Annotated in this window: 23 protein-coding genes; 2 read left to right on the top strand and 21 right to left on the bottom strand. The window is 42.7% G+C overall.

Features of this window, described 5'->3' with window-relative positions; genetic code table 11:
- Positions 1-128: 128 nt before the first annotated feature.
- Positions 129-791: a helix-turn-helix domain-containing protein gene (locus GT674_RS08285; protein WP_161285262.1), complete on the bottom strand. Its 663-nt coding sequence runs from the start codon at positions 789-791 to the stop codon at positions 129-131.
- Positions 773-943 carry a hypothetical protein gene (locus GT674_RS08290; protein WP_161285263.1) on the bottom strand — a complete coding sequence of 57 codons (171 nt, stop codon included), beginning with the start codon at positions 941-943 and terminating at the stop codon, positions 773-775. Before GT674_RS08290 ends, GT674_RS08285 begins: the two co-directional genes overlap by 19 nt.
- A 120-nt stretch (positions 944-1,063) precedes the next feature.
- Between GT674_RS08290 and GT674_RS08295 the strand changes: the two genes are divergently transcribed.
- Positions 1,064-1,240, top strand: coding sequence for a hypothetical protein (locus GT674_RS08295; RefSeq protein WP_161285264.1), 177 nt, complete (start codon positions 1,064-1,066; stop codon positions 1,238-1,240).
- 92 nt (positions 1,241-1,332) lie between these two features.
- Here GT674_RS08295 and tsf read toward each other — a convergent pair whose 3' ends face one another.
- From tsf to GT674_RS08375, 16 genes are all read right to left on the bottom strand, one after another.
- Positions 1,333-2,271 (bottom strand): translation elongation factor Ts, encoded by a 939-nt coding sequence (tsf, locus tag GT674_RS08300; RefSeq protein WP_161285265.1) that lies wholly within the window; start codon positions 2,269-2,271, stop codon positions 1,333-1,335.
- A gap of 30 nt (positions 2,272-2,301) precedes the next feature.
- On the bottom strand, positions 2,302-3,030 hold the full coding sequence (rpsB, locus tag GT674_RS08305) for a 30S ribosomal protein S2 (protein WP_161285266.1): 729 nt from the start codon (positions 3,028-3,030) through the stop codon (positions 2,302-2,304).
- Between the two features lie 703 nt (positions 3,031-3,733).
- On the bottom strand, positions 3,734-4,510 hold the full coding sequence (locus GT674_RS08310) for a pseudouridine synthase (protein ID WP_161285267.1): 777 nt from the start codon (positions 4,508-4,510) through the stop codon (positions 3,734-3,736).
- A gap of 9 nt (positions 4,511-4,519) precedes the next feature.
- The gene (locus GT674_RS08315) at positions 4,520-6,784 is read right to left on the bottom strand and encodes a DUF6449 domain-containing protein (protein ID WP_161285268.1); all 2,265 of its coding nucleotides are present in this window, start codon (positions 6,782-6,784) and stop codon (positions 4,520-4,522) included.
- Positions 6,759-7,661, bottom strand: a complete 903-nt coding sequence (locus GT674_RS08320) for an ABC transporter ATP-binding protein (RefSeq protein ID WP_161285269.1) — start codon at positions 7,659-7,661, stop codon at positions 6,759-6,761. The genes GT674_RS08315 and GT674_RS08320 overlap by 26 nt, the downstream gene beginning before the upstream one ends.
- On the bottom strand, positions 7,658-8,029 hold the full coding sequence (locus GT674_RS08325) for a GntR family transcriptional regulator (protein ID WP_161285270.1): 372 nt from the start codon (positions 8,027-8,029) through the stop codon (positions 7,658-7,660). The genes GT674_RS08320 and GT674_RS08325 overlap by 4 nt, the downstream gene beginning before the upstream one ends.
- 183 nt (positions 8,030-8,212) lie before the next feature.
- On the bottom strand, positions 8,213-8,935 hold the full coding sequence (locus GT674_RS08330; RefSeq protein ID WP_161285308.1) for a CPBP family intramembrane glutamic endopeptidase: 723 nt from the start codon (positions 8,933-8,935) through the stop codon (positions 8,213-8,215).
- Positions 8,936-9,045: 110 nt separating this feature from the next.
- Positions 9,046-9,693, bottom strand: coding sequence for an HAD-IA family hydrolase (locus tag GT674_RS08335; protein ID WP_161285271.1), 648 nt, complete (start codon positions 9,691-9,693; stop codon positions 9,046-9,048).
- A gap of 16 nt (positions 9,694-9,709) precedes the next feature.
- Complete coding sequence (locus tag GT674_RS08340; RefSeq protein ID WP_161285272.1) at positions 9,710-10,606, bottom strand: hypothetical protein; 897 nt, start codon at positions 10,604-10,606, stop codon at positions 9,710-9,712.
- Positions 10,579-11,820: a serine/threonine protein kinase gene (locus tag GT674_RS08345; protein ID WP_330585506.1), complete on the bottom strand. Its 1,242-nt coding sequence runs from the start codon at positions 11,818-11,820 to the stop codon at positions 10,579-10,581. The genes GT674_RS08340 and GT674_RS08345 overlap by 28 nt, the downstream gene beginning before the upstream one ends.
- 81 nt (positions 11,821-11,901) lie before the next feature.
- Positions 11,902-13,668, bottom strand: a complete 1,767-nt coding sequence (gene argS, locus GT674_RS08350; RefSeq protein WP_161285274.1) for an arginine--tRNA ligase — start codon at positions 13,666-13,668, stop codon at positions 11,902-11,904.
- A 10-nt stretch (positions 13,669-13,678) separates the two neighbouring features.
- On the bottom strand, positions 13,679-14,551 hold the full coding sequence (locus GT674_RS08355) for a DegV family protein (protein ID WP_161285275.1): 873 nt from the start codon (positions 14,549-14,551) through the stop codon (positions 13,679-13,681).
- Between the two features lie 182 nt (positions 14,552-14,733).
- The gene (locus GT674_RS08360) at positions 14,734-15,990 is read right to left on the bottom strand and encodes an ABC transporter permease (RefSeq protein ID WP_161285276.1); all 1,257 of its coding nucleotides are present in this window, start codon (positions 15,988-15,990) and stop codon (positions 14,734-14,736) included.
- Between the two features lie 14 nt (positions 15,991-16,004).
- Positions 16,005-17,990, bottom strand: a complete 1,986-nt coding sequence (locus tag GT674_RS08365) for an efflux RND transporter periplasmic adaptor subunit (RefSeq protein WP_161285277.1) — start codon at positions 17,988-17,990, stop codon at positions 16,005-16,007.
- A complete protein-coding gene (locus GT674_RS08370) occupies positions 17,987-18,667 on the bottom strand; it encodes an ABC transporter ATP-binding protein (protein ID WP_161285278.1) in 681 nt (226 codons plus the stop codon). Before GT674_RS08370 ends, GT674_RS08365 begins: the two co-directional genes overlap by 4 nt.
- Positions 18,667-20,205: an efflux RND transporter periplasmic adaptor subunit gene (locus tag GT674_RS08375; protein ID WP_161285279.1), complete on the bottom strand. Its 1,539-nt coding sequence runs from the start codon at positions 20,203-20,205 to the stop codon at positions 18,667-18,669. The genes GT674_RS08370 and GT674_RS08375 overlap by 1 nt, the downstream gene beginning before the upstream one ends.
- A gap of 360 nt (positions 20,206-20,565) precedes the next feature.
- Between GT674_RS08375 and GT674_RS08380 the strand changes: the two genes are divergently transcribed.
- Positions 20,566-21,858 carry a hypothetical protein gene (locus GT674_RS08380; protein ID WP_192925999.1) on the top strand — a complete coding sequence of 431 codons (1,293 nt, stop codon included), beginning with the start codon at positions 20,566-20,568 and terminating at the stop codon, positions 21,856-21,858.
- A gap of 81 nt (positions 21,859-21,939) precedes the next feature.
- Here the strand turns inward: GT674_RS08380 and aspS are convergent, their stop codons facing one another.
- From aspS to GT674_RS08395, 3 genes are read right to left on the bottom strand one after another with little or no spacing between them, the layout of a single operon-like run.
- A complete protein-coding gene (gene aspS, locus GT674_RS08385; protein ID WP_161285280.1) occupies positions 21,940-23,739 on the bottom strand; it encodes an aspartate--tRNA ligase in 1,800 nt (599 codons plus the stop codon).
- 21 nt (positions 23,740-23,760) lie between these two features.
- Positions 23,761-25,011: a histidine--tRNA ligase gene (hisS, locus tag GT674_RS08390; RefSeq protein WP_161285281.1), complete on the bottom strand. Its 1,251-nt coding sequence runs from the start codon at positions 25,009-25,011 to the stop codon at positions 23,761-23,763.
- A gap of 12 nt (positions 25,012-25,023) precedes the next feature.
- Positions 25,024-25,584, bottom strand: a complete 561-nt coding sequence (locus tag GT674_RS08395) for an HD-GYP domain-containing protein (RefSeq protein ID WP_227240143.1) — start codon at positions 25,582-25,584, stop codon at positions 25,024-25,026.
- Between the last annotated feature and the right edge of the window lie 23 nt (positions 25,585-25,607).

A 25,607-nucleotide genomic window follows, 5' to 3' on the forward strand; every position in this document is an offset into this window, starting at 1 on the left:
GATTCCAGTAGTACCGCTTTATAGCGGGCCAGTAAAAGTGCTTGCGATACCGCTCTTTGGGGCGAGCAGTAACAATGGCCCTTTGGAGGGCCAGGGATAAACCACCAGTTGAACTGGTGGTTGCTAACTTAGAAACCACAGTTCTGCGAAACAGTCGTGATCGTCTCAGAGGTATTTCTCAGCATGGTACACGCCATCTGCAGGCGGTACTCTTTGAGATAAGCACCCGGTGAAATATGGATTTCTTCCTGAAAACATCGAAGTGCTTCTCTTTTGCTTACTTTCGCAACAGCCGCAATATCGCTCAGAGAATTTTCATTTCCATACTCCTGATGGATAAAAGTCAGCATTTCTTTGAGACGTTCTTCCTTTTCTGAGGTACGAAGTTTTGCTGATTCTGCCTCCACACCTAACATGTGAATAAAATCGATCCACATCTCTGCCATCTTATTGCGAAAGGCCATCTCATATCCAAATGCCTTTTTATCCTGGATTCGATCCATTTCCTGCATATCTTCCAGCACTTTCCTCTGCATTTCACTCTCCTGGTACAGCACCGCCGCCTGAAATTTATAATCCTGCAGAACAGATCTGATATATTTTTTATCCAGAAAACTCCCCTCTTCGGCCAGAAACTCGGGACGCAGCATAAAAACCTGATATCTGACATATCCTGTGCCTTTTTGGACAGTTACCTGATGCATTACATTTGCATTTACAAAAATTTCCTCTATTCTTTTCAAGCATATCTGCTTTCCAGCTGTCCAATACTCTAATTCTCCTTCCAGCACATAAACAAACTCCAATTCTTCATGCCAATGCCATGTGATGATCTGTTTTTTCCGCTTTCAGTCACCTCTCTGATGCAACAGGGATAGTCTGATTTCAGATCAAACATATCCTCTTTATTCGTATCTGTAACGATCAGATCCTCTGGAAACATTCCTTCACCTCTTTTTGATTTGGCGTTATTTTACCATATATTTGGCGATATTTCTATTATATAAGCGTTATTTTTATAAAAACGAATAACTTACACAAACGTTCAAAAGGAGGATTGTTTATGACTTACGATTTATTCCATCAGTTACTCTATATCAGCTCCAAACAGAACGATTCCTCTGAATTTCTTCATAAACTGGAATCTATGACTGCTTCTGAAGTCCTGCAGCACTACACATCCTTACAGATTCCTCCTGAAAATTCAGAACCTGCACCCGATTCTGTGAATCTTTTATAAGTTACGTAAAAAATCCCCCGAAATCGACACTCTTGTAAAGTGTTTCCGAATTTCGGGGGATTGAAATATTCTGACTTAACTCAAATCAGTGATTACATTCCAGCCTGAGCTGCAACTTCTGCTGCAAAGTCATCCTGACGTTTTTCGATACCATCACCTGTCTCGTAACGAACGAAACCTTTGATTGTGATCTTAGCGCCGTTTGCTTTTGCAACTTCTTCTACGTATTTACCAACGGACTGTTTTCCGTCTTCTGCTTTAACGTATACCTGGTCAAGAAGGCAGATTTCTTTGAGTTCTTTCTTGATACGTCCAGTGATCATACCCTGGATAACCTTTTCCGGTTTCTGGGATTCTTTAGGATCGTTCTGGATCTGAGCAAGAAGGATTTCTTTTTCATGCTCGATGTACTCAGCACTTACTTCGCTGTCGCTTGTGTACTGCGGTTTCAGAGCTGCGATCTGCATTGCTACGTTTCTAGCCATTTCTTTAACTGCATCGTTAACAACATCTGTCTCAACATCTACAAGAACGCCGATCTTTCCACCCATATGTGTGTAGGAAGCAACGAAACCGTTGTCTTCTTTCACCTGAGCGAATCTTCTGATGTTCATGTTCTCGCCGATAACTGCAACCTGAGCTGCAAGAGCTTCTTTTACAGTCTTGGTTGTATCAAGTGCCCATGCTTCAGCAAGGAAAGCATCGATATCTGCTGCGGAAGTAGTAAGTGCCTGTGCTGCAACGTCTGCAACATAGCTCTGGAATTTTTCGTTTTTAGCAACGAAGTCTGTCTCAGAGTTAACTTCTACAACAACTGCGCTCTTACCGTCTTCAGCAACGAGAGTCTTGCAAAGACCTTCTGCTGCAACACGGCTTGCTTTTTTCTGAGCTGTAGCAAGACCTTTTTCACGCAGGAATTCTACTGCTTTGTCCATATCGCCATCTGTAGCTGTAAGAGCTTTCTTACAATCCATCATTCCGGCACCGGTCAGTTCTCTTAATTCTTTTACCTGAGCTGCTGTAATAGCCATTGTATTTTCCTCCTGGAATTATTAAATTAATTATTCCTCTGTAGCTTCTTCAACTTCTGCTTCTTCAGCTTCTGTTGTTCCCTGATTTGCTTCGATAACAGCATCTGCCATTTTGGAAACGATCAGTTTTACGGCACGGATAGCATCATCGTTACCCGGGATCACATAGTCAAGTTCTTCCGGATCACAGTTTGTATCGCAGATACCGATAAGCGGAATACCTAATGTATGAGCTTCCTGAACGCAGATTCTTTCTTTCTTAGGATCAACGATGAAGATTGCGTCTGGGAGACGTTTCATCTCTTTGATACCGCCAAGGTTTTTCTGCAGTTTAGCAAGTTCTTTTCTTAATTCAATAACTTCTTTCTTTGGAAGTACTTCGAAAGTTCCATCAGCTTCCATAGCTTCGATTTCTTTCAGTCTTGCAATACGGCTCTGGATTGTCTTGAAGTTTGTAAGCATACCTCCAAGCCATCTTTCGTTTACATAGTACTGTCCGCAACGCTCTGCTTCAACTTTGATAGCATCCTGAGCCTGTTTTTTAGTACCAACGAAAAGAATGTTTCCGCCGTTAGCTACGATATCAGCTACTGCATTGTAAGCATCGTCAACCATACCTACAGACTGCTGAAGGTCGATGATATAAATACCATTTCTTTCTGTGTAGATATACGGAGCCATTTTAGGGTTCCATCTTCTTGTCTGATGTCCGAAATGAACACCTGCTTCCAAAAGCTGTTTCATTGAAATAACGCTCATGATTTTTCTCCTTTTTGGTTAAATTCTTCCGCACAGATCACTTTCTATCCGGACCCAACCTCACACTGTAAGGGCACCATCCATCGGAATCTCTGTACGTGACTTTTTATTTGTGTGTCTCTGCACACATTGCAACTTCTAGAGTATAGCATAAGAAAACCCTCTGTGTAAAGAGGGTTTTCGCAGTTTTTGTTAACTTTTTGTGATATTGTAACTGTTTACGGTGGAAGTTACTCCGTGCGGTTCAGAAATACCACTACGTTTTCTATTCAGTGCATGCGCTTATTTGCCGTCAGTCGCGCAAACTCGGCTTCGCCTCAGACAGTGCGCTTGGTGACGGCAGCTTGCCTGCACTTCATGACGAAAGCCTCGTAAGTATTTCTGTCCCTGCACGGAAGAACTTTCCACCTGCGATATGTTACAAAAGCAAACGCATTTATTTACAGGGAACTGCGAGGATACTGATCCGTTACGATATTGTCATAAAACAGCCAGAAAGACTTCCTGTACATAGCTCATATAATACTCGTGAGGCTTTCGTCATGAGATGCAGGCAAACTGTCACCACCAAGCACATTGTTCGAGGCTTCGCCGAGTTTGTGCGACTGGTGACAAATAAGTGCATGCATCGAATAGAAAACGCAACGGTATTTTTGAGCCTGTACAGGAAATTTTCTGGCGTATCATACAATATCACATATACCTACCATCTTCTAAGTTCTCTTACTTCATCGTCTGTAAGAGGACGGCAATCTCCCTTCTTTAGATCATCCGGTAAAGTAAGGGATCCCATGGCGATTCTCTTGAGATAGATAACAGGTGTTCCGACTGCTGCCATCATGCGTTTCACCTGATGGAATTTTCCTTCATGGATCGTCAGATGCAGTTCTGTATAGACTTCTGGCAGATTTTCTCGGCGGACGCGTCCTGGTTCTGGTTCACCTGCGCCCTCCCAGCTGCCGCCTACAATCTCTGCTTTTGCAGGCATCGTCAGATTTTTTTCACCGATATCTACACCGTTTTCCAGTTTTTCAATCTTTTCCACTGTAAGCTTTCCTTCCACGCGGACGAAGTAGGTTTTATCCACATGTTTTCCCGGTGCAAGAAGCTCATGTGCCAGCATACCGTCATCTGTAATAAGAAGTAATCCCTCTGTGTCTTTGTCAAGTCTTCCTACCGGAAAAAGCCCTTTCCTGTCAGATGGTACATATTCCATTACTGTTCTGTCATTACGGTCTTCTGTGGCACTGACGCAGCCGGCAGGTTTATTCAGAAGATAATAGACAAACTCCGGTGCTGCACTGACCATTTCCCCGGCAAATATAACTTCATCCTTATCCGGTTCAACCTTCAGTTCCGGTTTCTTAGCCGGTGTTCCATTAACCTGAACCTGTCCCTTCTGTATAAATTTTTTTACTTCGCTTCTCGTACCCTTTCCTGCATCCGCAAGAAACTTGTCCAGCCTTACTGCCTTTGCCATATCTACTCCTTATTCTGTCTCAGATGAATCTGAATCGCTGCTGCTTTCCAGATAGATTGAAGTTGGTTCGTCTGCCCCACCTATAATTTCCTGTGAGGTCAGATTTTCACCATCGTCTATATATCCAGTTGCTTCATTTATTGCCGGTGCATCCATCTGCATACTACTCTGTGTGATTCCCAGCTCTGTAATTTTTTCTTTTACGAAATCAGGCAGTTTCTCTGTCTTCAATCCATATCCATTCACAGCCTCGCCTTTATCCGTATACACAGATACATAAATATTCTGATAGATCTCGGAATCTTTGTCAACGTATCCATTATATCTTACAGTCAATGCCTCTTTCAGAGCTTTTATTTCTTCTTGATTTTCATACGTCACATCTTCCTGCTGACCATTTTCATCATTAAAATAGCTCAGCATGATCTTTTCAATATCCAGATCTTCTACCGTCAGAGGATAACCTGTTTCCTTAAGAACTGCAAGAGTATTTTTAAATGAAGGATATATACCGACTATCCATTCTGCATACTGTACATCTGCATTAGTATTTCCCGGCATCATATTATTCACATTCTGTTTGCCAGGAAACTGATAAGCAAAATCAATTTTAACCTCAGGTGTCTGCAGGAAATCTTCTGCTGTTGCAGCGTTCACATCCTTCTTCATTGCTTCCAGGAGCTGCTTTATTTTGTCAGGATCATTCTGGAAGATACTGTATCCATTTCCACTTGCATCGTTCAGTCCAATATTTTTCAGATATTTCTGATCAAGCTCAAGAAAACCAAATTTCTGTTCTTTCAGATTTTCTTCTTCATATAAACCTTTTACAAGCGAGTTTAACGTTTCTGTCTTTATCCAGTATTTTCGGTAGATTTCTCTTCCAGATTTAAGTGTGTATTTTATACTTGAATAATATGTATAATCTCCGTCGATTGCCTCACTTTTTGGATTGCCGGCAACGATATCCTGAAGAGCCCTATAAGTCTGGTCGCCTATACCATTTTTACCCGTAAATGCCATAGCAGGTTCTGCCCAGTTATTTGCACCTGTTATTTTATAGTCTCCATCTTTTGTCTTTTGAACATTCTCATAATAGTCCTGATCAAAAGACATCATGTTGAGATTCACAGATGCAATATCTTCCTGTTTTGGAATATAGCTTTCAAAATGCAGCAGGTCTTTCTGATAGATCAGCGCACAGACCGCTACAAATGCTCCTGCAATTACCAGCTGTAACTTTTTCGCAAAAAAGCCCTGAAAGCTCATCTGATATATTGTTTCTAACAGCCCGTGCATTACGACTGTTCCAAGTATCATTCCGAAAACCCACCAGAGAATTCTGATTTTTCCGGTAGTAAGCGGATAGAATATCCAGCCGACTGCAAGGCCGCCCGGAACCACGACCATAAATCTCACTACCGTTGAAACCCACGGATAAACCATAGATTTTCCTGCTGATTCTGATGGTCTTTTCTTATATGCAATCCATGCCAGAACTCCAAGTACAATGCCAAGAATAATGACTGCTGCAACTAATTTTCCTGCCTTTCCTTCCGCATAAGCACTGACCATATCAAGAATCAACGTTCCCGGAGATGCAGAGTGCAAAAGCGTATTAAAGCCACCATACTGGTATTCCGAGAAGAAGGTATGCCAAAATGACTGTCCATAGGCTACAAGGAGCAGATTGAGTACAATACCATACAGGTACATACCTCCCAGACACAGAATACCCATCAGCATATTTCCCGTCACACTGATAATGAGCACAATGCTGAAATAGATCACCAGATAGATAATAAGATGCAGAAGCAGCATTTTGACAGCCATACCTACGATATTCAGACTGAAAAATCCTCTGGCTGCCCCAATGCAGACTGCAAGGAACTCCATAATCACATATGGGATCAGATAGTAGAGCAGTCCTGTCACTGTTTTTTCTGTAAAAATCTCAGAACGTTTCAGCGGAAGTCCATGATAAAAATCTGTTTTTTTGCCTGAATAAAGATAAATAAAACCATTCACACTGTTCATAAACGCTGCGATTGCAGCAACAAACATTCCCGCCAGAACAAATCCGTCTTTCCACAGATGATTATATAAAACACCCATCTGATCTACAGTATATTCCATATTCTGCCATGACCCGAGTTTTACCAGTCCTGTCACTGGAAATGCCAAAAGAAATCCAAGTGTCAGGAATGCCGGTATCCATGCATTTCCCTTTGATATGGTTCTGATATATTTAGAAGAAAATATTCTGGATCTCATAGCCAGCCACCTCCATTTCACTGATAAATATTTCTTCCAGACTCAATGGAAGCACTTCACAGAACAGCGGATTTTTTCCCCTGATACGTGTCATGATCTCTGTTCTTGTTCCCCTTGCTGTAATAAGGATAAGGGAACCCTGATGTTCCATCTTGAGAATGTCCAGTTCCCGTTTCAGTTCCTGCTCCTGTTTTTGATCCTTCAGCACGCACTGTATCCTGTGGATATGGAACTTCATATCTTCCAGTTCTCTGCTCAGCAAAATACCGCCTTTGTACAGAAGACCTACGTGGTCGCAGATATCCTCCAGTTCTCTTAAACTGTGAGAAGCAAGAACCGGCGTAAATTCTCTGCCCATGATCTCCGCTGCCAGAAGGCTCTTAACTCCCTGACGAACCACCGGATCAAGCCCGTCAAAAGTTTCGTCGCAGAGAAGATATTTCGTTCCTGCACTGATTCCCAGAAGCATCATCAGCTGCTTCTTCATCCCCTTCGAAAAGCTGCTGACCTTCTGCTTTTCATCCAGCTGAAACTGTCTCATCAGTTTTGAAAAACGCTGAATCTCAAATTTCGGATAATGTACCTGATAAAATGCCGCTATATCCCTGGATGTGAAATTCGCCGGGAAATAGCATTCATCTGATATGTAAAAAACTTTTTCTTTTGCGGCTGGATTATCATAGACTTCCATGTCATCAATTCTGATATTGCCTTTGTCCTGCTTCAAAATTCCTGCTGCCATTCGAAGAAGCGTACTTTTTCCTGCACCGTTATTTCCGATCAGCCCAAATACCTCCCGTTCTCCAATATCCATAGAAACATCATTCACTGCCAGTAGCGTTCCAAATGACTTGCTGCATTCTTTTATCTCAATCATCTCTGTTCCTCCTTGTAGCCTCTTTGAACCAATGCGATCAGTTCTTCCTCCTCAAAGCCCGTATGGTTTCCCTTTCTGACAAGCTCCAGAAATTCCTGCCTGAAATTTTCTTTTGATTCTTCCTGAATTTTCTGTGTATCCGCCACAAAATTCCCCTTGCCCTTTACCGGATAGATAAGCCCCTCCTGTTCAAGCATCATATATGCCCTCTGTATTGTATTAGGATTGATTGACAGCTCCATCGCAAGCTGACGCACCGAGGGGATTCTGGAATCTGCCGGAAGAACTCCCTGATAGATCAGGGTTCGAAACTTCTCTGTCACCTGTTCATAAAGCGGACGCCTGTCCTGATAATCTAAAACAATCATAGAACCTCCTTTCATTTTAGTTTTATGTGTATTTAGTGTATTAATTGTTTTAATACACTTATGTTATCACATTTTTCTCTCTCTGGCAAGAGTCTGAAACTGAAAAACTTCCGGAATCACCGCTTCATCGATTCCGGAAGTTTCTACTTCATTACACTATAAAATTTAAAAGTTCTATTTTCATCAGATGTTTCTGCCTTCCTTTGTCTCTGCCTGCTTCTGAAAGTATACGGTTCCTGTATACATGCCAGCCATAAGAATCAGTAAAAGCAGCATAACGCCCATCGGGTATTTCTTCAAAATACCACCAGCCAGTTCAGGAAGGATCAGTGACCAGATATTTGCTCCCACATGAAGCAGTATACTTGCCCATAAGCTTCCTGTCAGTTCCATAAAATACGCAAACAGAATTCCAAGAATACTCGCATAAACACCCTGAACCAGATTTCCATGATAGATTCCAAAGAATATCCCCGAAATCACCATCGCAGGGACTGCCCGCATGTAATCTCTCAGTCTCAGATAAATCAGCCAGCGAAAGATCATTTCCTCTGCCAGAGGTGCTATGATTCCCATGCACACGATCAAAAAGAGCAGACTTTTGCCATCGGTCATCTGGCTCATACTCTCCTGATATGCATCTGCATTGAGAAATGAACCTAAAATATTAACAAGCATATTGGCAAACTGTGCAAATCCAGCTCCCATAAGAAGAATCCGTACACATTCTCCAATCTTCAGATGCCGCATCACTCCTGACTTTATAATTCCTCCGATTATCCGTGCACTTCGATCCTTTTGATAAAAGTACAGACTTGGAAGCATCGTTGCTATTCCGGTCAGCCCGGTAATCAGAATCGCATGGTTATAATAGGCTGTATCTCCATCTTCGCCCCAGATTTTCATCGCAAACAAAAGCCCTGCATAGCCTATGATCTGTGAGATCAGAAAATGTATCCCACAGGGGTAAAGGATTCTCCATATCTCATGAATACGACTTTGTCTGCGCAGAGGGCTCAGTCGAAAAAACGCAGGAGTTCCTCAATAGAAGCTACTATCTTCAATGGCTGTGCCGCAGTCAGCTCTTCCTTAGTCCCATATCCGTATCCTACCGCCACACAGGCAAGTCCGGCAGCTCTTGCTCCTAGAACATCATGCTCCTTATCCCCTACCATAAGGACTTCTTTACGTCTGTCACTCATGTTCAGACGTTTCAGTGCTTCCTCGATCACTTCTGTCTTACTCGTTCTGGCACCGTTCATTTCACTTCCGACAACCACCTCAAAATAAGAACTCAGGTTAAAATAATCCAGGATTTTTGTCACATAATATTCTGGTTTTGAGGATGCGACCGCCAGAATATATCCTCTGCCTTTCAGTTCCCGGAGCAGATTTTCCACCCCATCATATGGCCGGTTTTCAAAAATTCCTTTTACCGCATATCGTTCTCTGTAATATTCCACTGCCCTACGGGCTTCTGTTTCATCGACATCCGCATATTTCATAAACTGCTCCATAAGCGGAGGGCCTATAAATACCCTGAGTTTATCCAGATCTTCTTCTGGTTTTCCAAGTTTTTCCAGTGCATACTGAACCGATTTGGTGATTCCCTCTCCGGATTCTGTCAATGTTCCATCCAGATCAAAAAAGATTGCTTTATACATAAATGTTCCTCCAATGTCAAAAAATATTATACGTTAGTATAGCATTCTTTTTTGCCTCCGTCCACGACAATTCTCGACGACACATGACTGCTGTCACAATTTCTGTATGCTCCGTTTCCTCCTGCAGATCCAGAAGGATATTTCCACCACTCATATTCCAGAGTATCGCTTTTCCATTTATTCGAATCGAAAGAATCGCGGCAGCCAGTTCCGGATTCGGATTGATTTTGATTTTGGATACTTTATCCAGACTTTTTCTACAGTAAAGAAGCTGCATCTTCTGCCTGCATTCCTCTTCAGGAAGTTCTTCTTCTTTTTCCAGCACCTTCAAAATATCCTGCGTTCGTATCGACGACGGCACAGGTGAAAGCTTTCTGACCGGAAATGGACTGGGCGTTGCTGTTTCCATTACTGTAGGTGTGGGAGCTATACTTTGAAGATTCTCCGGATCCGAAAACTGACTTTCTGGGATTTCCAGTTCTGAGTCTGTATGGTTATTTACAGAACCATTTTCCGCCTGCCTGTCTGAAATCTCATCTTCTTCTGAAGTCTCCTCATTATAAGACGCACCGGAAGCCTCCATTTCATACTGTCCTGATGAAAAAAAATCCTCTCCTCCTGTTTCCGGCTGCACATCATTTCCTGCTTCTGAAGTTTCTCCGGTAGTCCAGGAACTGTCTGAATTGCTCCAGCTGCCATCACCGCTGGCATAATTCTCATCTCCGGCGGATTCCTCCTCTGCATCATGATACCAGTCATAAGCATCTCCTTCGAAGCTTCCCGTCCCCATATCGACATCAAAACCGCCCAACTCAATTGCCTGGACATAACGTACAGTGACGGTCATCGTCAACAACAGTACCATTGCCGCACATAAACTCCCTCTTACTTTTGTTCTGCCTGTTTTTGCCATTCTTCTATCTGCTGCTGGTTTATACCACTGTTGTCTATTTTCTCTTCTTTCGTCTGTTTTTCCCATTCTTCGTACACCTCCCTGCTTTGTTCATATCGTTCCTGGCGGCAAAGAAACTTCCCAAACTCCAGGTATCCTCTTCCATATTGCGGTTCATAGGTAATCAGCTGACGATAATAAAATTCTGACTTATTTGCCTTACCGATCAGTTCACCATTCCACGCCAGAAGTTCCAGAAGCCGGATCTGTTCTTCACTTTTTTTATAAAATCGCAGCATTTTCTGCAGTTTTCTTTCTATATCCAGGCCAAGCTTCTGACGGGTCTGCTCGTCTGCACTTCGGTAGTCCATAGAATAAAATGTATCAGTCACAGCAGCAAGTGTATATTGAAACTCCGGAAGAACAGGGAACACTCCGGCTTTCAAGATTCCGGCTGCAATCGTGATAAGCACTGCACATGTCGGAACCAGAACAGATTTCAGGGAAACTGGTTTTGTTTTAACCCTGTTAAGACAGTTTTCTGCATCAGACACATTCTGCCAGCGTCTGTTGGCATCTTCCCTGCAGCATTTACTGATAAATTTTGCAAACTGCGGGCTGCGCATATAATATGGATATTTATTCCTGCCGCAGAGCTGCTGGATTGTTTTACCCAGTGCATAAAAATCACTGGCTGCCGTCAGCATTCCCTGATATTGTTCCGGTGCGGCATATCCTTTTGTTCCTTTAATATTTTTTCTTACTGTGCCGTAACTGTACAAAGCACTGCCAAAATCCACAAGATAGATTTTGCCGGTTTCTGTGCGCATCAGGTTCTCTGGTTTTAAATCGCCATAATAAATTGGGGGTTTTTGAGAATGTAAATATTGAAAAATCTGAAGAATTGTTCTGGTGATCGTTAAGATTTCTTCGAAAGAAAGAAGATTGTTTGTCTTTAGATATTCGTTAAGAGATTTGCCTTTGATATATTCCATGACCAGATAGCATTTGTCATCCTGCTCTGTGTAATCTGTCATTCTTGGTAAAGATGAATGATTCAGACGACGCAGAAGCTCTGCCTCTTTTTTCATGAACAACGGAAGCTGTTTTATAGCCCAGAAGGTACCCAGTTCCATATCTCTTGCAAGATACATCTTACCTTGACCGCCTTTGCCGATCTGGGATATGATGCAGTAACGATTTTTTAAAATAACTCCTGTCAGATCGATGTATATCCCTCCTTTTTACTTACCCGGCTCCCCTGTATAAGGAAAGCCGGGAGATATGACTGTTGTCAGACTGTCAGTAAAAGATTTCTACATGCGATCCGGTGCTGAGAAGCCCAGAAGATCGATACTTGTTTCAAGAATGTTTTTGGTGAGACCCAGAAGCTTAAGGAAGGACTCTTTCTGAGCCTGATTTTCTTCACTCAGGATCTTGGTCTCGTGATAAAAGCTGTTGAATGCATTGGATACTTCATAAATATATGCACAGATTTTGTGTGGTGCTTTTTCTTCGAAAGCATTTTCGATGGTACTTCCGAATTTTGTCAGTTCCAGCATCAGATTCTTCTGGCTGGTATTTACTGCCGGAAGGATTTCTCCCGCCTCAAGGTTTCCGCCTTCTTCTTTGTAACGGTTCAGAATCGATTTGATTCGTACAATCGTGTAAAGGATGTACGGACCTGTATTTCCCTCAAAGGAAGTGAAGCGGTCAATATCAAATACATAGTCCTTGGTTGCCTGGTTGGAAAGATCTCCGTATTTAATCGCGGAAAGTCCTACTACTTTGGCTGTTTCTCTTGCGTCCTGATCTTTGACACTTCTGTTCTCAACGATCTTATGGAACATTTCTTCATCGATGTCTGCAATCAGGTTTTCAAGACGCATAACTCCGCCGTCTCTGGTCTTGAACGGTTTGCCGTCTTTGCCATTCATCGTACCAAAACCAAGGAAGGAAAGCTCTGTCTCTGGTTTTACAAGACCTGTCTTTCTCGCACAGCGGAATACCTGAATGAAGTGAAGCTCCTGTCTTTTATCTACGACATACAGAATTTCATCCGGATCAAAAAGTTTTACTCGCTCTACGATCGTTGCAAGGTCTGTTGTTGTATAAAGGGATGCTCCATCCGATTTGAGCAGCATACATGGTGGGATTTCCTTGGTATCTGTATCTTCCCTGACATCTACCACAAGTGCTCCCTGATCCTCGTATGCAAAGCCCTTGTCCTTCATCATCTCAACCATATCCGGGATATAAGGCTGTGCATCCGATTCTTTTTTCCAGAGATCAAAAGATACGTTCAGATTGCTGTAGTTTCTCTTAAGATCAGTTACAGAAACCTGCATGATATGATTCCAGAGAGCCATATATCCTGGTTTTCCCTGCTGCAGCTGATGCGTCGCCTCCAGTGCCTCATTACGGTATTCCTCATCTTCTTTGGATTTACCGCTTGCGCATGGATAAATTTCTTCCAGCTCACTGATGGTAAATGGTGCTTCCTCCGGATATTCTCCCTGATAGCTGTCATCAAAATAAACCAGTTCCGGCTTACGATGTTTCAACTCTGTGATAATGAGTCCCATCTGAAGTCCCCAGTCACCAAGATGAACATCACCTACAACCTTGTGTCCTACATATCTTCCGATACGTTTGATACTCTCACCAATGATTGCAGAACGCAGATGTCCGACATGAAGTGGCTTTGCCACGTTCGGTCCGCCGTAGTCAATAATGATGGTCTTTGGTGACTCTGCTGTCTGTACAGAATATTTCGGATCTGCCTCCATCTCCTTAAGATAATCTGCAAGAAATTCTTCTTTGACTCTGAGATTGATAAAACCTGGTTTCACAACCTCTGCCATAGAAAAGATCTTACTCTCCTTAAGATACACAACAACATCATCCGCGATCATGAAAGGAGCTTTCTTATAAGCCTTGGCTCCTGCCATTGCTCCATTACACTGATATTCACATAAATCCGGGCGGTTAGAGACGGTAACCTTAGCGTATTCCGGATCATATCCAGCTTTTTCAAAAGCAGAAGCAAGTTCTTCTGCCATTAATTCCATAAGTTTTTTCATATCATTCTCCTTATTTTATGGTAACTTTTTTTGAGCAGGCAACTGCAAGTGCTCCATGTCCGATATGACAGGCAACACTTAAAGACAATGGATCCATATGAATGTCCGCTCCCGGGAAGACAGCCTGAACTTCTTCTTTGAATTCTTCTGCTTCTTCTTTGTTTCCGGTATATGCCATCTGCAGACACATTTCTCCAGCTTCCACATATTTTCTGAAACGGCCTTCCCAGTCTTCTCTTATTGCCTTGAGCATAACTTTCTTTGCCTGTTTCTTACCTCTTACTTTCGCGTACGCATCCAGCTTCTCACCCTGAATCTGAAGAACCGGCTTTAAGTTAAGAACTGTTCCGATCGCTGCCGCAGCCGGAGTGATTCTTCCGCCTTTTTTGAGATATTTAAGAGTCTCCAGCGTGATATAAATGCTGGATTCCATCTTTTCTTCTTCCAGTTTCTCCTTAATCTCAGCTGCTGTTCTGCCCGCCTCGCACAATACCAGCGCGTCCAGCACAGACTGCCGCTGTGTAACGGAAATTCTCTGATTATCAACAACCTGCACTCTGCCATCATAATCTCTTGCCAGTGCCATTGCTGTCTCGCAGGATGCACTCAGACCGCTAGACATCGGAATGTGGACCACTTCGTCATACTCCTTCAAAAGATTGTCCCACAGACCGCACACCTCTGCCGGGCTTGGCTGTGAAGTAGAAATCGCCTCATCATTCTTGAGTTTCTCATAAAACTCTTCCTGTGTGAGCGTAATTCCTTCAAGATACATGACATCATTAATATAAAAAGGCATTGGCAGAACGGAAACTCCAAGTCTTCTTCCTTCTTCCTGTGTAATGCCACTGTTACTGTCAGTTACAATCGCAATTTTCTCCATGCTGCATCTCCTCATGTATTTTCTATCAATACTCAATTATACTTGAATCATTGCATACTATGTGTAGTTTAACACATCTCCCCCTGTATCTCAATTAAAATTATAAAAGCCAGATATTTTTTACATTTTATCTAAAAAAACCTCCCTGGTTCTTTTGAACCATGGAGGTTTTTATGAGTTCTTTATTCACTTCTAAGTGCATCGATCGGATTGAGATCCGCTGCTTTAACAGAAGGCAGCAGGCCAAAAATAACTCCGATCAGCATGGAAAATACTACGGAACCAATGATTGCAGGAATACTGATCGCGGTTGGTGCCCCTGAAATTCTGGATACCACCTTCGATAATACGATTCCTACGATCACCCCAATGACTCCGCCAATACTTGTCAGCATGGCTGCTTCTGTCAAAAACTGATACAGAATGACTTTTTTTCTGGCTCCGATCGCCTTTTTCAGGCCAATCTCACTCGTTCTTTCGGTGACAGACACCAGCATAATATTCATAACACCAATGCCACCTACCAACAGAGAAATGCTCGCAATCCAGATCAGCTGCGTGTTTGTGCTTTCACTGAGCTTCTGCATATTTCTTACCTGCTGCATAACGTCATCCGCTTTATATTTGAATTTGGAAGAGTTCATATCAATTCCCTGATTCATGACTTCTGCCGCCGCACTTCCTGCTGAACTCATATTATCTGTTGAGTCCGCACGAATCACTGCATTCTGCGGCTCATCAAACTGAAATACCGTAGGCCAGCAGCTTTCCGGAATCATCACCGTTCCCATGATCGTCTGATAATATTCATTATATTCATCAATAGACTTAATCGTCGGAAGATACTCATCACTCTGCTGCACCACACCCACAACGGTAAACGGCTCTGCACCGATTTCAATAGTCTTTCCTACCGGATTTTCTCCTGCAAATAGATTCTCTGCCGCATTGTCATCCACCAGAACAACTTTTCGCATCTCACTGAAATCTTTTTGTATGAAGCCTCTTCCGGATCTGACCATATAACCGCGAGTTTCCAGATAATTCATATCAATTCCGTAAATACTGCCTCCCTGGAAGCTGGTATTCTGATAATACACATTACTTGCATAAGAACGACTATAAAAAAATGTTGCATCCTCTATGTGATCCAGTTTGCGTACCTCTTCCTTCTGCTCATCAGAAAGAAGCGGAGCCGCTGTTCCATCTCCCATTCCATATTCCTGGTCATAGGCACTGTCTCCATAATTAAGCGTAATCGAAACCGTATTGTTTCCTGCACCGATCAGATCTTCTTTTATCTGCTCATTTGTTCCTTTCAATGTCGAAACAATTGCAATAATCGAGGCAATACCAATAATAATACCTAGCATTGTCAGAAATGAGCGCATCTTATGGGACCAGATTCCCTGAATGGATATTCTGATATTTTCAAGCATAAATTTTCCCCTTCCTAGTATCCGTACATTTCATCTGAGGAAACTTCTTTTGTTTTGGCACCTTCTGCCACATCATCGCCATAAGGAAAAGCAATCTTGTCTTCTCTGGTGATTCCGCCTGTGATCAGAACACTATATCCACTGTTTACATTGCCACCCACTTTGAGAATCTGTTTCTTCAATGTTCCATTATCATCTTTGTATACATAACTGATACCATTTTCTGTCCGGACAAATGCTTTATCCAGGACAATTCCATTGCTGACCACATTTCCTGCCAGCATAACTGTAAGCCAGTCATCATCCGATACCTTTATGGAACTGTCTTCAATAGTTGCTGTATATTCATAATAAGAAGCATTCGGATTTCCACTGCCATAAGAAGAAGAATCACTTGAAACAGGATAGTCTGAAACATAGGATACTTTAGCATTAAACTCACCATTAGAGGTGGAGCACTTCAGTTCTGTTCCCTCCTGTATCTGATCCAGCATCAGTTCACTCACCGTTCCTCTGACATAATATCCCTCTTTACTTTTGACAGTCATAAAAGTATCTCCGTCAGAAGATGAGGTTATCGAATCTCCTACTTTCGCTATCACCCCATCCAATTTACTATAAACGGTTTCTCTTTGAACCTTTTTCTCTAGTTTTCTGATATTCAGTTTACTTTCACGGATATCCAAAGTCAGGCTCTGTATCTTTGATTTCTGGATTTTAATTGCTTCATCTCTGGTAATGGATGCACTTCCTGCATCACCGCCATCTCCATCTCCGCCCGGATCATCCGGAAATTCCTCCTCATCATGGCTTGCACCATCCAATGTATATTCAATTTCTGAATCATTCTCTACCCGTTTATCCAGAAGATTCCCATCGATGAGATAATATCCAATACAGGATTCCTTTCGATTCTGGAAATCAGCAACCTGATTATCCTGATGGAATTCCAGCCGATACCAGTACCCATTCTTTCCGGCATCCCTTGTTCCGTCCTCATTAAACTGTGCCATCTTGTTCAGAAAGGATCCCTTGGCAATTACATATCCGTCTGATGAATCACACAGAAACACAAACGGATCATCCTTCGTGCCGGTTCCCGCGATTGGCTCTGTTTCATCATCCAGAACCTTCACAAACTGAGATTCTCCATCCATCAGTTTGTCCTTATTCTGATTTGGTTCCAGATCTATGATCTTAATATCATCTACAAAATCTCCCTGCGACTGATCAGCTCCCGGAGTAGGAGTTAATTCTGCACCCGGTGTCAATGTTATATCCGGCACTTCTGTTGCTCCAGGTGTCTCCGTTGCTTCCGGAGTCGGTGTAGGTTCAGAATTATCTGAATCTGTATCATCAGAATTAAAATCCACTTCCGCTCCTGCATTTTCTTCGGAAACTGTCTCCTGCTGTGTATCTGTGAAATCTTCACTCAGAGCAGTTTCTTCCGGAATAGCTGCCGCTAGGATCGGATTCACCACAGCTGCCAGATAGATCCCGTTCAGCGAACCGCCTGCAGATGCGAGATTATCCCCCGTGCTTTCTGTATCCGTATCTGATGTCGTACCTGTATCCAGTGCACCTTTATCTGCATCGCTCTCCTCAACAGGACCTCCATTCTGAAGACTTGTCAGTCGCTTCTGGGCTTTGGCAAGATTCTGCTCCTGCTGTTCCTGTTTCAGTTTTGCGATCTTTAATTCCATCTGCACCAGTGTCATGTCAAAAGAAACCAGTTTGTCACCTTTTTTTACAGTATCTCCCTTAGATACATAAATATCCTGAACAATCATGTCCTTATCAATGCTGACATTCTGAACTGCACTGGTGGCAATATTTCCTTCAAGGCTGGTATCATCTGTATAATACTGACTTGCCAGACTGTCCACACTCACAACAGACACTTCACTTTGATGTGACTTCCTGTAATAAACTGCACCACCGACAGTACCGCCCGCTATCAGTGCAGCGATCAGAACGCCTATGATGATTTTTTTCTTCATGAATTCACCTCTTTTTCCCTGAGTTCACCATCACGGATTGTTACTACACGCTTCGCATGTGCTGCAATTTCCGGATCATGAGTAATCATCAGGACTGTTACCCCCTCGTCATTCAACTTCTGAAAAAGCTCCATGACCTGTGCCCCGGACTTGCTGTCCAGTGCTCCTGTAGGTTCGTCCGCCAGAAGCAGCTTCGGACTGTTTACTATCGCCCTCGCTATCGCAACTCTCTGCATCTGTCCACCGGAAAGCTGATTTGGTTTGAAATCCACTCTGTCTGCCAGCCCGACACGATCCAGTGCTTTGAGTGCTCTCTGTCTGCGCTCCTTCTTTGGGATTTTTGCATAATTCAGGGGGAGTTCTACATTTGCCGCTGCAGACTGTCTCGGAAGAAGGTGAAAACTCTGAAAAACAAATCCAATCTTATTCAGGCGGATATCTGACATATCATTTTCTGAACATCTGCCGATTTCCTGTCCGTCCAGAAAAAATTCTCCCTTCGTTGGCTTGTCCAGACATCCTATAATATTCATAAGTGTCGTCTTGCCTGAACCTGAAGGTCCCATAATTGCCACATATTCTCCCTCTTCCATAGAAAAATTAATATCCTTTAATACCGGAACGTTCATTTTGCCCTGCTGGTAATCCTTATAAATTCCCTTCAATTCCAAGATCATTATTCTGCCTCCGTATCATCCTGTACCGGGACAAGATCTTCATCCGGAAAATCACCGTCCGTCATATCCGAATCGTCCTCCCAGCTTTCATCAGCTGTTTCCCAGTCATCTGCCGTATCATCATAATCATCTGTCACAGTTCCCGTATCACTCATCTCATAATCACTGATCTCAGTATCATCGGACGAATCATCTATATAGCCAACATCACCATCTTCTGTCGGCATCTCATCTGTCCCCATGTCGGAAATCGGATCCATATCTACCGTATCTGATCCGGAGTCAACTGCTTCTTCTCTGTTTTTGGTAGTTGCCATTCCTTCTTTGAGATTCTCTGATGGATAGGCGATATAGTCATCTTTCGTAAGTCCATCTGCAATCTCATGCTCACCTAATTCCTCATCATACTGTCCCAGGATCACGCTTCGCTTCTCAAGCTTCTTATCTTTTCCCATGGTCCATACATATGGCTGGTCCGTATCTGCATCTACAATGTACACTTCACTCAGCCACAGACCTGCCTTCTGCTCTTCCTGGCCTTCATCTTTCTCTATGTAAACATGCTGTCCGAGCATCAGTCCATCTGAAGAATCCAGTTCTACATAAAATGGATAAGTACTTGATGAGGTCTGTGAATCTCCACTTGCGTCCATCATGCCAAAATTGTAGCTGTTACTGTTGCTGTTAGACGTTGCACTGTCCTTGTCGATTGTTCCCATCGTTCCATGCCAGATCTGACTGCTGTCTACCCTTGATCGGATAATCACAGGCTCCCCTTCTACAATACTCTGGATATTCAATTCGTTGACAGTCCCCTTGACTCTGTAAGAACCGGTACTCAAAATTGTAATAAACGCATTGCTGTTACTTCCACTGCTGCTATCTGAATAGGAAGACATATCATTATCACTGCTGTCGCTCATACTGTCTCCGTCATCCGTTGAAAGCTTGGAAGTATCAATCTTCTGAATCACGCCATCAATAGAACTTCTGACTTCTGTGTTTCCTGTTGCACTCTGCAGCTTATCAATTTCTGCCTGTTTGCTCTTCTGATTGTATTCATTTTTTTTGAGATTCATCTTGTTTGTCTCAATTTCAATTGTATAGGACAGCTGGTTGTCCTGAGATGCCTTTTTCTTTTCTTTTTCAAGAGTGGCAATCTGCTCATTCAGACTGGAAGCTTCATTCTTGAGACGATCCAGTTCCAGCTGTGCTTCCTCCAGGCTGTCCTGAATACTGCTGAGATCATATTCAAATAAAAGCTGGCCTTTCTTGATCTGATCACCTGTTTTGACCTTGACTTCCTTGACACTTCTTCCATTCTCCAGCTCTACTGAAACCGTTTCCTGCGGCTCCACGACGCCTGCATAGCGATTGGATACTCCGGAAGCCTCTCCGTTGATCTCACTGATCTGTGTTACATATACAGCATCTCCGCTGACTTCCTGCTGCCCAAACACACCTGTTTTCCAGCAGATTCCCGCTGTGCCCCCTCCTATTATCAGGATCCCCAAAAGGATCAGAATTCTTTTTTTCATAATATGAAGTTTCCTCCTTACAGCCCTTTGTCCTCGGACATACTTATCAGTTTCTGTTCTTAACTGTTCAGTACCCTCATAGTTACTTCTGTTCTTAGTTTCTATATATATTACAGAATCCCTACGACGATTCTGTAACAGTAACTTTTTGTAACGGTCAGGATACTGAACAGTTACAACTTTTTTCTTACCTATCATATCAGATTGTACTCAAAAAAGAAAGTATTCCTCAAAATCAGTAAGATTTTCACATTTTTTTCACGTTTGCCTTCGTAAAGCAGAACAAAAACTCCATTTTTTGACTTTTGGACTGCTTTTTGATAAAATATACAAGAATATTTTTTGAAAGGAAAGATACTTATGAAGATTGTCAAAAATCTGGTTTCTCTTTTCGTTTTTATCCTTGCAGTTGTCTGTCTTGGCGGCTGTTCCCACCTCGATAAAACCGATGTAAAAACAGTAATCAGCACTGAACTGAATCTCCTCAAGAATCTGGACCCTGACACTGCCCAGAAATATGTATCCTACAAAGAACTATTCCCTGATGCGACGAAAGAAACCACTCTGTCCAGGGAAATAAAAGAAGTTTTTTCGCTCTTCTTTCAGAATTTTGATTATCAGATCCTTGATATTGATGTCGATGAAAATAATAAAGAAGCCGTTGCAAAAGTAAAACTGACAACTATAGATGCAGAGACTTTAGCTTCAGATTACACAAAAGCCTCTCTCAAAGCTGCAGTTCTTAAAGCTGCCGGTTCTGTTTCTGATGATACAGAACAGACAACAGATTCTCTGGAAGACCGTTATGTCATTCTGGATGATCTTCTGAAACAAAATCAGTATGAAACTGTAGAAAAAGAATGTACTCTGACACTGACAAACAAAGGGACTTCCAAGCCGGAATGGGAAATTGTACGAACTCATTCTCTGGAAAATGATCTCGTCGGCGGTCTTATGACTTACCTGTCCGACAGTGATCTGATTCCCCCAGAAGAAACTCTGTCCATCTATTTAGATACTCTGAAAACCATGGACTCAACCCAAATGGGAAATTATCTTGGCCTGGAAAGTCTTTTAAACACTTCTGATTCTGCCAAGAATTCCATTGCTTCCGCCCTGGTCGAACAGGTACACAAATGTCTTGATTATCAGATTACCAGCTGCGATATACAGAGTTATAACGCTATTGTAACTGCAGAGGTCACAACCTTTGACAGTGCATCTATTCTTTCTGATTATCAGAACAGCCGTGATGCCTATCTTTCTTCTGTAGACGCTGTGATTGATGGTTCCTCCAAAAGATATGAACATTCTCTGGAGCTTCTTCTGGACAGCATCAACAACAATACCAGCACTGTTACTTCTTCTGTAACCTTCCACCTTTTCAATGATGGAGTTTCCTGGAAGTTACTTGAAAACAGCGAAGCACTCGGAAATGCCATATTCGGAACGCTCAGCACAACCCCTGTTCCCGCTGATCCTGACAGTGCCATCGAGGACGACGATGCCGAGCAGCTGACCATCGCTTCTGACAATGCAGCCACAGACAGTGAAGAAACGGATATCGAAAATCCTGACGATGACATCGATGCATCTGACAATGCCGATGAAGATAACATCGATGAGGAATCTGATGAATCCTATTACGAATAAACTTATTAAATACAAACAACGCTACACAAAAAACTCCTGCCAGATCTTTTTTGTTACATGTCCGGCAGGAGTTTTTGTATTTTATTCTTCAGATTTCTCCGGTGCTGTTTCCAGTCCCAGTTCTTCAAGCTGCTGCTCGCTTACTCTGCTCGGTGACTCTGTCATCAGGCAGGAGGCATCTTTTACCTTCGGGAATGCGATAACGTCACGGATACTGTCAACTTTTGCCATCAGCATTACCAGACGGTCAAGTCCGTAAGCCAGTCCTGCGTGAGGCGGAACTCCGTATTTAAACGCATTCAGAAGGAAACCAAACTGATCATACGCCGCTTCTTTGGTAAATCCAAGCATCTCAAACATTTTTTCCTGGATGTCATTCTGGTGGATTCGAACACTTCCTCCACCGATCTCATTACCATTCAGTACGATATCGTATGCTTTTGCACGAATCTTTCCAAGATCTCCACTCTCGATCAGTGGGATATCCTCGTCCATCAGCATAGTAAATGGATGATGCATTGCTGTATAACGGTTCTCTTCTTCGTTCCACTCAAGAAGTGGGAACTCTGTTACCCATACAAAACGATATTCATTCTTGTCAAGAAGTTCCATCTGTTTTGCAAGTTCTACACGGAGAGCTCCGAGAACATCATATACAACTTTGTTCTTATCTGCTGCAAAAAGAAGCAGGTCTCCCGGTTTACCTTCCATAGCCGCAACCAGGGCATCCATCTCTTCCTCGGTCATAAATTTTGCAAAGGAAGATTTACGTGTGCCATCTTCTGCAATCGCAATATAAGCAAGACCCTTTGCTCCATAAGTTTTGGCAAAATCAACCAGCTTGTCGATTTTCTTACGAGGCATGCTTCCCTGTCCTTCTGCATTGATACCACGAACGCTTCCGCCTGCTTCCAGTGCACCCTTGAATACAACAAATTCACAATCTTTCACTACATCACTTACATCATGCAGTTCCATTCCAAAGCGCATATCCGGTTTATCAGAACCAAAACGATCCATTGCTTCCTGCCAGGTGATTCTCTGGATCGGAAGTTTAACATCTATATCAAGAACCTCTTTAAAGAGATATGCAAGATATCTTTCATTTACATCAATGACATCATCCACATCCACGAAAGAAAGCTCCATGTCGATCTGTGTAAATTCCGGCTGACGGTCTGCACGAAGATCCTCATCACGGAAGCAGCGTGCGATCTGAATATAACGATCATAGCCAGAACACATCAGAAGCTGTTTGTAAAGCTGAGGAGACTGAGGCAGTCCGTAGAAAGAACCCGGATGGATTCTGGATGGAACAAGGTAATCTCTTGCACCTTCCGGCGTGCTCTTACCAAGCATCGGGGTTTCAACTTCAAGGAATCCCTCTTCTGTGAAGAATTTACGGGTCAGCATCATAACCTTGCTCTTCATCATCAGATTTCTCTGAAGATCCGGTCTTCTCAGGTCAAGATAACGATATTTCAGACGAATTTCGTCCTTTGTCTTGCTGTTCTCTTCGATCGGGAAAGGCGGAACATCAGATTCTGCCAGGATACGAAGAGATTCTGCACGAAGTTCGATCTCACCGGTAGCAAGATTCTCATTCACTGCACCACCACGTTTCTCGACAGTACCAGTTACCGCAACTACAAATTCACTTCTCAGTTTACCGGCTTTCTCAAAGCCTTCCTGATCAATGCTTCCATTCTCAAAAATAATCTGCATGATTCCGGAACGGTCGCGAAGGTCAACAAAAACAAGACCACCTTTATTACGTGCTTTCTGCACCCATCCCATAAGGGTTACTTTGCTGCCGACCATATCCTTTGTCACTTCTGCACATCGGCATGTTCTGTGCAGACCTTTCATACTTTCAGCCATGATTTTTCTCCTTTTGACGCATTATTTATTAAAGAATTCTACAAAGTCTGTGTATCCTTCTGCTGTCATCTGTTCTTTCTGGAATTTTTTGTTTTTCTTCATAATAGAAATATTAACCTGAACACCACTCTTGCGTTCTTCTTCTGCCTGTTTCAGGATTGGAAGAAGCTTATCTGCCGGCATATTTTTCTCAATCAGATACGCTTTCTTTGCTGCACTGGTCGGAATCTCATATCCTCTTTCCAGAAGCAGCATAACAATTCTCTCAAATCCGATAGAAAATCCACATGCAGATGTGTTCTGACCTGTAAACTTACCGATCATCTCGTCATAACGTCCACCGCCACCGACAGATCCTCCGAACTCATCCATAGCGATCTCGAAAATCGGACCTGTATAATAAGACATTCCGCGCACCAGAGTCGGGTCAAAGGAAATCCTGAAATCTGCATTCTTCACAGAGTCTACTGCTGTGATGATCGTCTCCAGATCTTCTGCAACCTTCGGATCCAGAACATCACTCAGTTTTTCCTTACAGTAACGAACACCCTCGATATCGGATGTGATTTCTTTGAACATACCGAGGTATGTATCAATACTTTCTTTGCTGAACCCTTCTTTTTCAAGTTCTTCAGCAACGCCTTCAAGACCGATCTTATCCATCTTGTCAAGAATGATAAATACAGTATCAAAGCTTTCCTCCGGGAAACCACTGTACTGTGCCATTGCCTTCAGGATCTTTCTGTCATTGATACGGATTGTAAAGTTATGGAAATCCAGTTTGCCAAGCAGTGTCGTTGTAGCCATGACAAGTTCAATCTCTGCAAGGTAGGTTGACTCTCCAAGGATGTCAATATCACACTGCATAAACTGACGGAAACGTCCTCTCTGCGGACGATCAGCTCTCCATACATTTCCCATCTGCAATGCCTTAAATGGTGACGGAAGCTGACTTGCATTATTAGAATAATATCTGGAAAGCGGTACAGTCAGATCATAGCGAAGTCCGGAATCTACCAGATCCGCTTCACACTCTGCTGTATCCAGTTTCAGTTTTTCTCCACGTTTCAGAATTTTGAAGATCAGTTTCTCATTTTCTCCACCCTGTTTGCTGCTGAGATTCTCAATATGCTCCACACACGGAGTTTCAATTGCTGTAAATCCGAATTTTCCGTAAGTTTCACGGATCATATTCATCACATAATTACGGATTTCCATTTCCTTTGGTAAAATATCTTTCATACCGGTTACCGGTTTTTTCTTTAATGCCATGCTATCCTCCTGTTATTTGTTATTGTGTACCACTCTCTGAAATGCAAGAAAAACTTCCATATCAAAGTTTTTGATCTCATCGATCATAAGCTCTATCACCGTACTGATATCAAACGCCTTCCTGTAAGGTCGGTCTGAGATCAGTGCCGCATATACATCACAGACTCTCAAAATCCTGGCTCCTAATGGAATGCTGTCACCTGATAAATTTGACGGATATCCGGTACCGTCATAATTCTCATGATGATAGAGAATACTCTGCAGAACGATTTCCGAATAGTCCTGATCTCTCAGTTCTTCATAGCCAAGTGTCGAATGCATTCTGACATATTTCAGTTCCTCGATCAGAAGTGGATCCCTTTCCTGCCCGTTAATATATCCTGTAAGTTTCAGTTTGCCAATATCATGAAGCATTCCTGCAATGGCAAGCTGATAACAGAATTCTTCTTCCTGCCCCAGTTCCTTTGCCACCGCATACGCAAGATTACTGACAGCAATTCCGTGATTCAGTTCGGCAGACAGGTCAAATTCCAGAAGTCTGTCTGTGGACTTTATCTCTTCTTTTTGCGTCACTTCCAACGTATATACCTCCTGTC

It is taken from the genome of Blautia sp. BIOML-A1, from assembly GCF_009883055.1.
Classification (GTDB): domain Bacteria; phylum Bacillota; class Clostridia; order Lachnospirales; family Lachnospiraceae; genus Blautia_A.

Excerpts from the sequence above, each read along its gene's own strand:
- GT674_RS08290 (WP_161285263.1), bottom strand. The coding sequence starts at position 943 with ATGTTTCCAGAGGATCTGATCGTTACAGATACGAATAAAGAGGATATG.
- GT674_RS08295 (WP_161285264.1), top strand. The coding sequence starts at position 1,064 with ATGACTTACGATTTATTCCATCAGTTACTCTATATCAGCTCCAAACAG.
- tsf (WP_161285265.1), bottom strand. The coding sequence starts at position 2,271 with ATGGCTATTACAGCAGCTCAGGTAAAAGAATTAAGAGAACTGACCGGT.
- rpsB (WP_161285266.1), bottom strand. The coding sequence starts at position 3,030 with ATGAGCGTTATTTCAATGAAACAGCTTTTGGAAGCAGGTGTTCATTTC.
- GT674_RS08310 (WP_161285267.1), bottom strand. The coding sequence starts at position 4,510 with ATGGCAAAGGCAGTAAGGCTGGACAAGTTTCTTGCGGATGCAGGAAAG.
- GT674_RS08315 (WP_161285268.1), bottom strand. The coding sequence starts at position 6,784 with ATGAGATCCAGAATATTTTCTTCTAAATATATCAGAACCATATCAAAG.
- GT674_RS08320 (WP_161285269.1), bottom strand. The coding sequence starts at position 7,661 with ATGATTGAGATAAAAGAATGCAGCAAGTCATTTGGAACGCTACTGGCA.
- GT674_RS08325 (WP_161285270.1), bottom strand. The coding sequence starts at position 8,029 with ATGATTGTTTTAGATTATCAGGACAGGCGTCCGCTTTATGAACAGGTG.
- GT674_RS08330 (WP_161285308.1), bottom strand. The coding sequence starts at position 8,935 with ATGAAAATCTGGGGCGAAGATGGAGATACAGCCTATTATAACCATGCG.
- GT674_RS08335 (WP_161285271.1), bottom strand. The coding sequence starts at position 9,693 with ATGTATAAAGCAATCTTTTTTGATCTGGATGGAACATTGACAGAATCC.
- GT674_RS08340 (WP_161285272.1), bottom strand. The coding sequence starts at position 10,606 with ATGGCAAAAACAGGCAGAACAAAAGTAAGAGGGAGTTTATGTGCGGCA.
- argS (WP_161285274.1), bottom strand. The coding sequence starts at position 13,668 with ATGAAAAAACTTATGGAATTAATGGCAGAAGAACTTGCTTCTGCTTTT.
- GT674_RS08355 (WP_161285275.1), bottom strand. The coding sequence starts at position 14,551 with ATGGAGAAAATTGCGATTGTAACTGACAGTAACAGTGGCATTACACAG.
- GT674_RS08360 (WP_161285276.1), bottom strand. The coding sequence starts at position 15,990 with ATGCTTGAAAATATCAGAATATCCATTCAGGGAATCTGGTCCCATAAG.
- GT674_RS08365 (WP_161285277.1), bottom strand. The coding sequence starts at position 17,990 with ATGAAGAAAAAAATCATCATAGGCGTTCTGATCGCTGCACTGATAGCG.
- GT674_RS08370 (WP_161285278.1), bottom strand. The coding sequence starts at position 18,667 with ATGATCTTGGAATTGAAGGGAATTTATAAGGATTACCAGCAGGGCAAA.
- GT674_RS08375 (WP_161285279.1), bottom strand. The coding sequence starts at position 20,205 with ATGAAAAAAAGAATTCTGATCCTTTTGGGGATCCTGATAATAGGAGGG.
- GT674_RS08380 (WP_192925999.1), top strand. The coding sequence starts at position 20,566 with ATGAAGATTGTCAAAAATCTGGTTTCTCTTTTCGTTTTTATCCTTGCA.
- aspS (WP_161285280.1), bottom strand. The coding sequence starts at position 23,739 with ATGGCTGAAAGTATGAAAGGTCTGCACAGAACATGCCGATGTGCAGAA.
- hisS (WP_161285281.1), bottom strand. The coding sequence starts at position 25,011 with ATGGCATTAAAGAAAAAACCGGTAACCGGTATGAAAGATATTTTACCA.